This window comes from Bradyrhizobium sp. BR 1432 (assembly GCF_051547705.1).
GTDB classification, from domain to species: domain Bacteria; phylum Pseudomonadota; class Alphaproteobacteria; order Rhizobiales; family Xanthobacteraceae; genus Bradyrhizobium; species Bradyrhizobium zhanjiangense.
In genome coordinates this window covers 1-11290 of the sequence record NZ_JBPUGF010000006.1, presented here as the reverse complement: position 1 = coordinate 11290, position 11290 = coordinate 1, and the positions used below count along the sequence as shown (strand labels likewise).

Genomic DNA, 11290 nt, shown 5'->3' with positions numbered 1-11290 from the left:
AGTGCCATTTCTACCTTCGCTATACGTGATGTCGCACTCAGCTCCCATCCTTTGTCCCAATGTCTTGGCGTACTCTGGATTTCTCGTGGTGCAGACTTCTTGCTTAGCTGTTCCGTTCTACCCTCGACAGCCGACATTCAGCCGGACGGCGGAGCTTGTCGGTATGGGCCACGAACAGACATGCCCGCATTCGATCAGGCCTACCAGGCAGGATCAGTTGGGCTTGATGTTGGCCGCCCGGATCCTCGCCGCCGCGTTCACGATCGCCTCAACCAGAATGTCGGCGAAGCGGCCGGAGCCGCCAACGGGGTAGTGTCCGCCTTGAAGTAATAACCGTAAATCGGAACCATCTGCGCGCAAGTGACGCAATGACACTAATTACGCCGGCCTGACTACAAATCGTGTGATAGCAGGCGATAGAAAATCGGACTTATGATCCTTTCCTAGGCACCAATCTCATTGAATTTACTTAGATATTTCAACTTTTTTTACCCTACACATACATGTTTTCCCAAATCGCAATTCTTTTGGCGGCCGATGCGAAACGTTGAAGGGTTCGGATTGAGCAGCGGCCGAAGTCCTGCGCGTCGCTCAATTCCTATCGACGAGCTTTCGATACAGAGATTGACCCGCTGAAAGATTTCGTGTGCAATTTGACAGCACTGTCGGTTCGGTCGCCAGCGATAGCTGTTTCGTAGACTTCTCAAGCAACAGACCTCCTTTAAATTCCATCGCCGAGGTAGACGTGACCAACAACGACTTGGAGGACAGGTCAGGTTCGGGTTTTCGTCGAAGGTTTTCCGTTTCTCGCCGGCTTTTCCGTGGTCACAGGCTTCTCCGTCGTCGCTGGCTTCGTCGTCGTCGCAGGCTTCTCCGTCGTCACGGGTTTTTCCGGTTTTTCGGCCGTCGCACGGCGACCAAGCAGATCGAACTCGAACGGCTACGGATCGCGCTTGACAGTACGAAGACCACAGAGCAGCGCCAGTTTGAGTTTGACAGGTACAAGGCTCGTCTTGATTTCTGGAAATTCGTTCTCGGGAGTGTCGTAGCGGCTATAGCTATAGCGCTCATTCCGCCGCTGTTTCAGTACGGAACGGCCTATCTCGAACAAAGAAAAGGCGAGACCTTCCTACGTAACGAGGTCATTCGGCAATTCGTGTCGTCGGCACTTGACAGAGACATCGAAAACCGAATTCGCCTCGCACACTATTTTGCGCGTGTTGCTGACACACCGTTTCGCGAAGGTTGGGATGAATACCATCGGAATCTTGTTGCTGCTTTGCCTGCGCGCGCGTAGTACGAGCGACTTGCGCACACGTTCCCACTTTTCCAGCTCTGAGAGCTTCCAAAAGCGGATGCGGCCGAAAAAGACCGGGCGCGGGAATGTTGGATCGTTCGCGAGCCGGCGCTGGATGAACATGTGAGAGCAGCCGCCATAGCGAAGCTGCTTGGTTTTCAAACAAACATCAGGGAAGCAACAGGCATAGCTGGGTCTTCCTCGAAATGAGGCTGATTATCTGTGTTGCTTTGGGCCTCTAGCGAAACCCAACTCAGCCGCCCGCGACCATTCGGCCGTCAGATGACGCAACCTTGACCTTATTCCTCGCGTTGCTGCCGATCTCGTCGCTCCCGCCTGATGGTCGCGGTAGGGACGAGGATTGCTCCTCGCGCCCGCATAGATCCCGGCGCGCGCTGCTAACGCACCGGGCTCTTCCCTCGGGTCAGACGTCGTGCGATGAGCGATTTAGTCACGCTCGTCGCCCGCCGCACAGCCATCATTCGGATCGACGCGGCATTTCCGCTCAGTGTCCGAACCGCGGCCGCCTAACGGCTGCTCCCCTTGGATGAGGCCTTCCCTCCACGACTTCCAACGAGAGTTGCCTCTCTTTGTTCAGTCGCTTCACAAGTACTATGGCCTTATCCGACTTCTCATCCACGTACATGCTCGGCGTGCGGCTTGTTGCCTTACCGCGGGGGAGGGGGAGCAATGCGTATTTTGCCATGCCTGGTGCTGTTCGCTGTTTTGGGCGGCTGTGCCACCAAATACCAAGAGATGGGCTTCACCGGCGGCGTTGCCGCTCAGCAGGTCACTGCCGATACGTGGAGGATTCAATCTCGTGGGAATGCTTATACAGGCGCCGCGACCGTCCAAGATTACGTGCTGCTGAAGGCGGCCGAGATAACACAGTCCGCCGGCGGCACGCATTTCCAGATCGTCAGCTCCGCCGATGCGAGTCGAGCATCAACCTTTGTGACGCCAGGCACGAGCACAACCACGCTCGTGGGAAACCAGGCTTTCACGACGACCTCGCCGGGAAGCGTAGACACGGTGATCAGGCCTGGACAGGACGTTTACATCAAGGTCCTGAAACTGCCTCCGGCGACCCCCGCCGCACCCGGTTTGTACTCTGCGGCTGAGATCATCCAGTTCGTAGGGTCTCGGGTTCAGCGGCCCAGCTAGGTGGCTTGGCGCCGCCGCCGCCCTAACCGGGCCGACTCACGACAGAACCACTATTTAGATCTCGCTAACTATGTCGAGAGCGTATTCTCTGGTTTAACGGAACTGAATCAGGTTGTGCCTAACGATCCATTCCCGTCAGGGGATGGGGGTTGCAAGGTGGCAAAGGGTGCGGCAGGCAGGGCGGTCAACCGACTCTATTTCGGGGACAATCTGGAAGTCTTGCGTGAATATGTAGACGACGAAAGCGTGGACCTCGTCTACCTCGACCCGCCATTTAATAGCCAAGCCCATTACAACTTAGTTTTTGATCGTCCTTCGGGCAACGAGAGATCATCTGCGCAGGCCGGCGCTTTCCGAGATACTTGGATGTGGGGAGACGAGGCCGAATGGGCGTTCCAAGAATTGATGCGAATGGGCGGCAGTACAGCCCGCTTCATCGATGCGCTGCGGTCCGCTCTCAAAGAGAGCGACATGATGGCCTATCTCTCTATGATGGCGCTCCGGCTCCACGAACTGCACCAGAAGCTCAAACCTACGGGGTCTCTGTACCTTCACTGCGATCCAACTGCCAGCCACTATTTGAAGGTTATGCTGGACGGCATCTTCGCTGAAGGTCGCTTTTTGAACGAGATCATTTGGAAGCGAACGGGAGCGCATTCTGCGGCTCAACGCTGGGGAGACGTTCACGACTCCATTCTGCTTTTCTCCAAATCTTCAAAGTACACTTGGAACAAGGTCTACACCGACTATGACGAGGCCTATAAAGCCAGATACAAGCATGTGGATGAAAGTGGCAGGCGATGGTCTGACGATAATCTAACAGCCCCAGGTGTTCGGAACGGGGATTCCGGCGCACCTTGGCGCGGCTTCAACCCGACCGATAAGGGCAACCATTGGAAGGTCAGCAATACCGCGGTTGTCGAGTTGATCGGCGAAGAAAAGGCAGCGAAGCTGAGCACGACTGAAAAGCTAGAGGTGCTTGAAAAACACGGGCAAATTCACTGGCCCAAGTCGGGCGGCTTTCCACGTTTTAAGCGCGTTCTAGGGAAGGGAATGCCGCTCCAAGACGTGATTACGGACATCGCGCCTCTCAATTCTCAGGCGCAAGAACGCATTGGCTATCCTACACAGAAGCCGTTGGCGCTTCTGGATCGCATTATACGATCGTCCACAAACCCGGGTGATGTTGTGCTCGACCCCTTCTGCGGGTGTGGAACGACTGTCGAAGCGGCCGAGAAAATTGATCGGCGTTGGATCGGAATCGATGTCGCCGTGCACGCGATCAAGGTAATCGAAGTGCGCTTAAACGAATGCAGCGACGGAAAGGCGAAATACCAAGTCGAAGGCATGCCTCGTGATTTCGAGTCCGCTTTGAAATTGGCGGAGCGCGACAAGTACCAATTCCAGTGGTGGGCAAACTATCTGTTCAATCCACACGCCATTCGGGAACAGAAGAAGGGCATGGACCGTGGTGTCGACGGCGAACTGTTTTTTCCGAATGGGCCGGGCCGCCCTTGGGGGCGCATGCTGACGTCAGTCAAAGGAGGTGAGCAGGTTGGGCCTTCCATGATCAGAGACTTCGGCAGGGTGCTTGATCGCGAGAATGCTGAGCTCGGACTCTTCATTTGTTTGTACCGTCCTACACGGGAAATGGCCAAAGAGGCAGCAACCATGGGGTTAGCCGACATAGTTCATGGCGATATCCCGCGCCTGCAAATCGTGGCCATAGAAGATTGGTTTAAAGGCAAGATGCCCCTCTTGCCTCCCCTTGAGCATCTTCCCTCCGCCGCCTTTTCCGGCCGGCGCAAATCTACCGCTAAGACTAAGAAGATTGATCCCGATCAGCCCGAATTGCCTTTGAGCTTTAGCGGCGGGAAGAGCGAAAAAGACGTGACCCGCCACTACAATCTGCGAATGGTCCGAGGTGTGGCTTAGAGCTTGCCGGTTACCAACGAGAGTTGGCGTCGTCAGAGCAGGCGGCGATCCTCCCGCCAGCCTTCACGCAATCTCGGTACTTCCACGGCTCGATGAAACTGCCCGCCCATATTCCGCGCTGGGACTTCTGCGCTGCACGCTGAGCGTCTTCATACTTGCGCTTTGAGTATCGCGGCCAATCGAGCGCATGTCCGTTCGCGACAAGCCACTGCCCAACGTCAGGTCCCGGCATACCGAGCTGGCATGTTGCGATGGTTCGCCCGTACCGGTCTCTATCAACGGGGGTACATTCGGACCGGCCGTTTGATGGCCCACAGCAGTCCAGCAAGGGCAGTCGCGGCCGCGCGTCCGCATTGGTAGAGCTTGCTATCGTCGTCGCGGCAGAGCTGGCTGCTCTCCGGGGCGTCGATTCCCCAGAGCCGGATGCGGTTGCCATGGATTTCGATTGTGTCGCCATCGATCACGCTGGCTTGCCCGACTAGGTCGTCCGCACGAACCGCTAGAGCAGGCAGAACGGAAATTGCCAGCGCGAGCCCGAAAATTCGAAAATTCGATTTATCCCGGTTTTCAAGATGATTTTTCCGGCCTTAAAAACAGGCGAATCCTGCCCTTTTGGGCAAAACAATTCCCCTCTTTTATGGCGTGTGTAAGTTCGTCCGATTTATCCAGTCGCAGGAAATGCCCTTTTGGGGCTCGCAAGTAGGCGGGCTGGGGCCCCAAAGGGGTGGGGTACTTCTGAATAAAAAATTCAGCGCTTCCGCTTCTTCATTCTCACGCCGGCTCCGCCCCCGTTTTCGGGGATGAACTCGACGCCGGCCTTCTCCAGAGCAGAGCGGACTGCATTCCGAACATCTTCGGACACGGCTGAGCCATCGTCGCTCTCACGCTCAAGGCGCTTGATGGTTGGTAGGGATCGCCCCGCAGCTTCCGCAAGGTCGCTCTGAGACCAGCCAAGTAGGCCGCGCGCCGCTCTTATCTGTTCGATCGAAATCATTACAATTCCTGCTTGACACTTTTTGGATCATGATTATGATTCTTTTTGTATCAAGACAAAAGCCCGAGGGCAACCCCAGATGACAAGCAACACCTTCCCGGTGAACGGCGGAGCCATGCCGGCAGCCATTCTTACCATCCGTAACCTGATCGACGAGGAAACCGGCGACGTGAAGCTGTGGGTCCTTAAGGGACTCGCCCGTCGCGAAGCACTGCGCACCTGGGGCGAGATCAGTCCGCGAGCTCTCCGCTCCGCTGTCCGCATGATTGCTGACAGGATCCCCGAGATGAAGTGCGCCTGGCGCCAACGCCACGGCCTGCCAGTCGCGATGTCTACCATCACCCCTTATGGCACTGCCCGCGATGGCGTGCGCCGCTCGGCCTTCTGAGGAGCAATCCATGCTGTCCATCACCCCAAATGCCGAGCGCGTCCGCGTACCGGCCCGCGCCCTTATCAGCGGCGACGTCACCAGCTCGGGCGAAACCGTCCTTGGTGTGAGCACTGGCGTTGCTACGCCGCGCGGCAAGGTGGAGGTTTCTCTGAGCAAGGGCCAATTCGGCCGGGTGGCGGTCTGGAACGCCGGGACAATCATTGTCGTGCGCCGAGACAGCCACGCTGCCACGAGCGAGAACGCTGGCGCTGAGATCCCTGTGTCAGATCGCCTGCCAACGTTCCAAGAGCTCGCCTCGTTCGACGCCCGCAAGGCGTGGGATCGGCTCTCGCCTGAGCAACAGCGAACCATCGGCATGCTCGCGCTCAGGTTCGGCACCGTTGGCCAGTGCGAGGGCTATTTTCACGACACCATCGAAGGCGTGCGGAACGGCTTCAACTCGGCTCATTGGACGCCCCAGGTTCAGGCGACGGCAGTTTGGCCGCGCCTGCACGTCGAACTGATCGAAAGCGCAGCCCAGGTCGCGTTTCAGGACCTGTGCGAGCACTTCGATCCCCTTTGGCCCCAGCTATTCGGCTGGCAAGCCCGAAAGGAGGTGAAGCAACCATAGGCTTGCCCCCTCACGCGATCGATCGAGCATAGGCGGAAAGCTCGGTCGACCACGATTGATCCTCACCCTATCAGCATCGAGAAACGACATGAGCAGCGGGTAAGCAACATGCAATTGGAAGCTCTAACCACCGGCGCCCCCGGCGCCGATCAATTGTCCCAATCTCCAGTGATTCCGACCAGTCCGCCGACTGCATGTCAGGCCGGCAAGGTGGATGGAGAACCTTCCCGCGCCGTGGCGATTCCAGCTGCAGGGGCACAGATCAGCAGGAGAGCAGTCATGAACATCTTCATTGCAACGAGCGCGCTGACCGCCGCGCCTTCAGTACCGTGTGTGGCTGGCGAAGATGATCCAATCTTTGCGGCCATCGAGAAGCATAAGGCTAACGCGGAATATGCTGAAGCAACCAAAGAGATTTTCAAAGATACGCTTAGCCCCGACCCGGTGAAAGAAGAGTACTTCGGCGACCTGGAGAGGAGCGCTTGCTCGGATCTCTCCACCACGACCCCAACCACATTGGCGGGTCTGCTCGCGCTTCTGACCTATGTTGAGGAAGTGGGCGAGGGCAAATACTCCTCAAGCGGAAGGCTAGACAATGCCTTCGGGGAGGAGGAGCTCAGGAATTTGATCGTCAGCGCTCGGGCTGTCTGAGGGCCTACCTGTAAACGTGGCTTGACGATGCGACCGGGATAAATTGGAGAGAACCCATGAATATGATGCTGAAGAGCACAGAGTTGGCCAACGTGACGCGAGTAGCCGAGGATCGATGCATGACGATCAGTCCGCTTGATCTCGAGAGCGACCTCTCAGAACTTGTGCAGATGGCGCGCATTGCATCCCTGACGGTGTTCGAACTCGTCGGAGATACGGAATTTAACCGCAGCGGCGAAGACGGGCAGGGTGTTCGAGGTCGTCCAACACGACCTGACGCCAGATGGCGTTGCGCGGGCCCTGTTCGCCGTTGGGCACGTCGAGGATATGATCAGGGCACTCCAAAAGAAGCTCAATCTCGGCTGACGAGAGCGCGGTTCGGGAGCACAGGGAGTCTGCCGGTTCACGCCGGCGCGGGCCGCCTGTCCGGAAGAGTACTGAGGATGTGAGTAAGCTCGGAGCTGCTTGATCCTCCCCAAGGACCAAGCACCCCAACGGCCCCGGCCAGCCACACTCTAAAGCCCCATGGCCGGGGCCGTCGATATCGTCAGAGCACGCGCGCCAATGCAGGATGGCTCCGATTCTTAATCTTGATCCAGTGCTTCTGTCGGCCGCCAAGGTACGCCGATCGCGATGCTTGGAGGCCAAGCCCTCAAGTCCCATGCGGCAGGCGGCCCTGAACAGGTCGGGCCCGATCGCCGCGCTCGAATGGCGCCATGGCGATTCCGTCAGGCCTCTAGTGGCAGCAAGTGCTCAGCAACTCGCTTTGATGCCTGCCGAGGCAGCTCAACCCAAAAGGCGATTCGCGAACGTTTCCCGGACTTCCTGATAGTGCTGTCCGAGCATCCGCCCCTCGTTCCGCCAAAGCGTTCGCAGACCGTCTGGTAGATCGCGCTTCTCTTCGGCAATCTCGCGTAGCCTTGTTAGCTCCTGCCATAAAGCATGAAACGTATCCTGGTCGGTCTGGTCAACGAGTAGGGTATGGGCGCTTGCATCGTTACACGCTTTATCGGCTGCCCTAAGAGTATGCTCGTCGAAGATGCCTGCCTCAAACTTTTGGACTGCTCGGAAGTATTCAGTTCAGCGCGGACCAGATCGCATGATACGCCTCGTAGCGCCTTGGAACCAATTGATTGAGTTCCGCTCGGAAGACATCGCCTGATCTGGTCAGCTCCGCCTGAAGTCGTTGGGTCAACTCGTTCACAGAGGCGGTTAGCTCCGCTCTTAACCTTTCTGTCGAGGCATTTACGGATTGAGCTAACTCGGCGTTGAGCCTCGTAGTTGCATCATTCACAGACTGAGTGAGACGAGCCTTGAGGTATTCATTCGATCGACCGACCGTCGCGGTAAGGAATGCAGCCGCAATGGCCCCGATGAATGCCAGGGCGGCTTGGATCAAGGTCAGAAGAGATTTTAAGTCGAGCTTGGGTGCCGCGAGCAGTGTGTCCCACGAAGCAACTATGATGACTACGCCAAAGGCGACTAGAACTAGTGAAATGAGGTAGCCTAAAAAAATCATCGGCATTGCCCGATGCTGCGGTCGCAGAGACACCCCGGTCTCTTGCAAGTCTTGCTGCAACGCCCGGTGCATGTTGGTTGTTGGACCTGCTGGAGGGTCGCCACGACGTGTGGCACCCAAGCAAATGCATAGTACGTTTGGGCTGCATCGTTCCTGAGCAAGTCGTCGTAGGTGATATCCGGCAAATACTCCTTGCTGCCACCGGCGAAAGGAAGGTACACGCCAGTACCCTTGGCGTTCGGATCATTGGCAACCGTAGGCAGTTCAAGCCACGCTTCTTGCGTTTGATTATCCGACATCGCATTCTCCTTGCTGCGGCCGAAGAGTGCCCGTGTTACTCGAAAGCGGCTTAGATCTCCAGCTTAGGCCTTGGCGCAATCGTCCAGGCTCTGCGGCGGTTCGAGAGCGCGAGCATGACCGCTATCTCGCAGAGCGATACGTCAGCGCGACTGACCGTCATCCCTCCGCGTCGGTGGCGCGACGGGCCCGAAACCGCTTTGTTTTTGGGCGGCTTGTGAAGTGGCTCACAATCCGAAGGCGTAAGCCGGGCATAACGTCCACCTCCGGGAAAAACCGGAGTACGCCCATGAGATTTAGATTTGCAAGTTCAGGGACGTTTGCGCTTACAGCTGTTACCTTTGTGGCCGCTGCTGCAATGACGTTCGGTTACCCGCGAGTCTCCGAGCCCAGGTTGGGAACGGATTGGCAATGCAGCCGGGTCGCGTTTCTCCTTACCAGTTGTTCGCAAATCGAGCGCAACACCGAAGTGGCTTCGCGCGCCGCAATTGCGGAGGCGTCGGCGCACGGCACCCTTTTGCGGCGCTGGGCTCAATAGGAACAGGCTCGATGATCGAGGTAACACCCCCAGCTGCACCACAGCCAGCTCCTCCGAATCCGCCAGCCGGACAGGTATCGGTGCCCGACCCCATCCCAGCCGAGCTGGAGCGCGCACTTTTCAAGCGTTTCTGGGCCTGGTTAGCCATAGTCGGCACGATTGTGATCGTAGTGGTTTCGGGATTCTCCGTGATTGCTTCCCAACTTGTGGCTTCTTTGGTCGATGACCGAGTCAAAGTTGCGATTGATAAAATCGCTAACCTCGAGAAGCGTTCTCTAGATAGCATTGACCGCATTGAAACCCGCGCGCTCGAGTCTGCAATAAGCATTAGCGGCGCGCAGGCAAAATCCCAGGTGGCAGCGGATTCGACACAAGCGGCCCTCATTTCTTTGCAGTCAAAAATAAATTCGATTCCGCCGATAAATGATCTCGTAAAGGTACGGCCCTCGTGGGAAAAAAGGAATTTGCTGATCGCGTTTCGATGGCCAGCCTAAAGGCGTCTCAACAGTCTTTGAGCAGGTTACTTGAATGGCCTCCTGGCGAAGCTGTGCAGGGTCCGCGGGTAGACACCGGTGGGACCACAATGTGTCCCTCTGGATACTATGCTGTTGGTCTCACTTCCGTAGGCAACACGGCGCCTCCTTATTGCATCGGTTGCCTGGTTGCGACACAGATCATTTGTCGTAGGCTTAATGTAGAGCGTGCCGCTCAGTAGAGAGAAGCAACCTCACCGCCGGCAACCCAGCATCAGATGAGCTTAAAAATATTATCCTGTCGGAGTCCGGACAGAGGTCATCATCGGTCATCGATGCTTGAGCTGCGGCGTCGCCGCCGCTTAACATCCGACAATAGGCCCGCTGGTTCACGCTGGCGGGTCGCTTTCTGGTGGTCTCTTAAGAGGCGCGAAGAGTTTTACGGATTGGCTGGGAGCCCATTCCCTTGAGCCTCGTGCTGGAGACTGTAAGCACTCATCGATCAGGTGGCGGTGCCAGACAAGGCCAATGCTGGCGTTGTTATCGTCGTCAAAGAGACGACCGGAATAGATACCCAAAAATTCTGACGTGAGGATGTTTTCCGTACGGATCGTCGTATCAGCCATTGCCGCTGGCCCAAATATTCGGGCAAACACGGGCGAGCCAGACATCCCTTTTGACGTTCGACTGTCGATCAAGAAAGCTGGCCTCATATTCCATGGGACAATAATTTCACGAGCAATGCTTCCACGCTTCCAAATAGGAAACGGCACGGGATATGCGCTGATGCTTTCCGGCAGGGCGTGACCGAGGACAAACACATCGCTACCTGCAAAATGCAGATGCTTCTCGTAGGTCATGTCGTTTACGCAGAACGCCCGGCTCGCGTCGCGAAGATTTTCGAGTTCCAGTGCGACAAGATCAACGTTCCATTCGAATGCCATGGGGTGCTAAAGACCCAGCTCGCCGTTCTTGCGCGGACCGGTTACACCGCGGCGATGCTGACCTGCCGTAAACGAAGCGTGAATGGCGAGCAGGCCGCAGGCCGACGTCATACACGGCAACGGGCACGCCAAGGGCAGTGCCTACGCTGAACTCTTCATCATCAAGAGCCGCCATCTGCAGGTAGCGCAGGAACGGGCCAACGAAATGAGGTGCAAGCCCAAGTATGAAGGTCACAAGTCGATCAACCGGCGCGCCGAGCTGTGAAAGACGCGTCACGACATCCCAGATCGACCCATTTGCGATCGGCTGAATGGCCTCGTCTGCGCTCTGCACCCCCAGCGTCTGGCTAAACCACTGCTCATTATACAATTGTTGGCCGGGCGACACCTGCCCATTGAGCCGAGGCGCGGACGGGTCGGACAAGGAGAACGCATGAGGCGGGGTAGGGTCGGGCCCAGGTGAGGTATGTGTCCAGA

Annotated in this window: 13 protein-coding genes; 8 read left to right on the top strand and 5 right to left on the bottom strand. The window is 57.1% G+C overall.

What is annotated here, in order from left to right:
- The first annotated feature begins 745 nt into the window (after window positions 1-745).
- The 3 genes from ACSKB8_RS45280 (at window position 746) to ACSKB8_RS45270 (ending at window position 4396) form a co-directional block, all read left to right on the top strand.
- Complete coding sequence (locus ACSKB8_RS45280; RefSeq protein ID WP_438111907.1) at window positions 746-1297, top strand: hypothetical protein; 552 nt, start codon at window positions 746-748, stop codon at window positions 1295-1297.
- Window positions 1298-1987: 690 nt separating this feature from the next.
- Window positions 1988-2461, top strand: coding sequence for a CC0125/CC1285 family lipoprotein (locus tag ACSKB8_RS45275; RefSeq protein WP_438111906.1), 474 nt, complete (start codon window positions 1988-1990; stop codon window positions 2459-2461).
- A gap of 156 nt (window positions 2462-2617) precedes the next feature.
- Window positions 2618-4396, top strand: a complete 1779-nt coding sequence (locus ACSKB8_RS45270; protein WP_438111905.1) for a DNA methyltransferase — start codon at window positions 2618-2620, stop codon at window positions 4394-4396.
- Window positions 4397-4406: 10 nt separating this feature from the next.
- Here the strand turns inward: ACSKB8_RS45270 and ACSKB8_RS45265 are convergent, their stop codons facing one another.
- From ACSKB8_RS45265 to ACSKB8_RS45255, 3 genes are all read right to left on the bottom strand, one after another.
- Window positions 4407-4628: a thermonuclease family protein gene (locus tag ACSKB8_RS45265; protein WP_438111904.1), complete on the bottom strand. Its 222-nt coding sequence runs from the start codon at window positions 4626-4628 to the stop codon at window positions 4407-4409.
- 43 nt (window positions 4629-4671) lie between these two features.
- Entirely contained in the window at window positions 4672-4860 is a 189-nt protein-coding gene (locus ACSKB8_RS45260) for a hypothetical protein (RefSeq protein WP_438111903.1), read from the bottom strand.
- 284 nt (window positions 4861-5144) lie between these two features.
- A complete protein-coding gene (locus ACSKB8_RS45255) occupies window positions 5145-5390 on the bottom strand; it encodes a helix-turn-helix domain-containing protein (RefSeq protein WP_438111902.1) in 246 nt (81 codons plus the stop codon).
- A 79-nt stretch (window positions 5391-5469) separates the two neighbouring features.
- On the opposite strand from ACSKB8_RS45255, the gene ACSKB8_RS45250 reads away from it, so the two are divergent.
- From ACSKB8_RS45250 to ACSKB8_RS45240, 3 genes are all read left to right on the top strand, one after another.
- Entirely contained in the window at window positions 5470-5778 is a 309-nt protein-coding gene (locus ACSKB8_RS45250) for a hypothetical protein (protein WP_438111901.1), read from the top strand.
- Between the two features lie 10 nt (window positions 5779-5788).
- On the top strand, window positions 5789-6391 hold the full coding sequence (locus tag ACSKB8_RS45245; RefSeq protein ID WP_438111900.1) for a hypothetical protein: 603 nt from the start codon (window positions 5789-5791) through the stop codon (window positions 6389-6391).
- A gap of 279 nt (window positions 6392-6670) precedes the next feature.
- Window positions 6671-7042 (top strand): hypothetical protein, encoded by a 372-nt coding sequence (locus ACSKB8_RS45240; protein WP_438111899.1) that lies wholly within the window; start codon window positions 6671-6673, stop codon window positions 7040-7042.
- Window positions 7043-8117: 1075 nt separating this feature from the next.
- On the opposite strand, the gene ACSKB8_RS45235 is transcribed toward ACSKB8_RS45240, so the two are convergent.
- Window positions 8118-8567, bottom strand: coding sequence for a hypothetical protein (locus ACSKB8_RS45235; protein WP_438111898.1), 450 nt, complete (start codon window positions 8565-8567; stop codon window positions 8118-8120).
- A gap of 909 nt (window positions 8568-9476) precedes the next feature.
- Here ACSKB8_RS45235 and ACSKB8_RS45230 point away from each other — a divergent pair.
- Window positions 9477-9890: a hypothetical protein gene (locus ACSKB8_RS45230; protein WP_438111897.1), complete on the top strand. Its 414-nt coding sequence runs from the start codon at window positions 9477-9479 to the stop codon at window positions 9888-9890.
- 368 nt (window positions 9891-10258) lie between these two features.
- On the opposite strand, the gene ACSKB8_RS45225 is transcribed toward ACSKB8_RS45230, so the two are convergent.
- The gene (locus ACSKB8_RS45225; RefSeq protein WP_438111896.1) at window positions 10259-10813 is read right to left on the bottom strand and encodes a hypothetical protein; all 555 of its coding nucleotides are present in this window, start codon (window positions 10811-10813) and stop codon (window positions 10259-10261) included.
- 82 nt (window positions 10814-10895) lie between these two features.
- Between ACSKB8_RS45225 and ACSKB8_RS45220 the strand changes: the two genes are divergently transcribed.
- Window positions 10896-11078: a hypothetical protein gene (locus ACSKB8_RS45220; RefSeq protein WP_438111895.1), complete on the top strand. Its 183-nt coding sequence runs from the start codon at window positions 10896-10898 to the stop codon at window positions 11076-11078.
- The last annotated feature ends 212 nt before the right edge of the window (window positions 11079-11290 follow it).

What these genes read in the sequence shown, in the direction of transcription:
- ACSKB8_RS45240 (WP_438111899.1), top strand. Translation starts at nt 6,671, where the DNA reads ATGAACATCTTCATTGCAACGAGCGCGCTGACCGCCGCGCCTTCAGTA.
- ACSKB8_RS45250 (WP_438111901.1), top strand. Translation starts at nt 5,470, where the DNA reads ATGACAAGCAACACCTTCCCGGTGAACGGCGGAGCCATGCCGGCAGCC.
- ACSKB8_RS45255 (WP_438111902.1), bottom strand. Translation starts at nt 5,390, where the DNA reads ATGATTTCGATCGAACAGATAAGAGCGGCGCGCGGCCTACTTGGCTGG.
- ACSKB8_RS45225 (WP_438111896.1), bottom strand. Translation starts at nt 10,813, where the DNA reads ATGGCATTCGAATGGAACGTTGATCTTGTCGCACTGGAACTCGAAAAT.
- ACSKB8_RS45245 (WP_438111900.1), top strand. Translation starts at nt 5,789, where the DNA reads ATGCTGTCCATCACCCCAAATGCCGAGCGCGTCCGCGTACCGGCCCGC.
- ACSKB8_RS45275 (WP_438111906.1), top strand. Translation starts at nt 1,988, where the DNA reads ATGCGTATTTTGCCATGCCTGGTGCTGTTCGCTGTTTTGGGCGGCTGT.
- ACSKB8_RS45235 (WP_438111898.1), bottom strand. Translation starts at nt 8,567, where the DNA reads ATGCCGATGATTTTTTTAGGCTACCTCATTTCACTAGTTCTAGTCGCC.
- ACSKB8_RS45220 (WP_438111895.1), top strand. Translation starts at nt 10,896, where the DNA reads ATGGCGAGCAGGCCGCAGGCCGACGTCATACACGGCAACGGGCACGCC.
- ACSKB8_RS45265 (WP_438111904.1), bottom strand. Translation starts at nt 4,628, where the DNA reads ATGCCGGGACCTGACGTTGGGCAGTGGCTTGTCGCGAACGGACATGCG.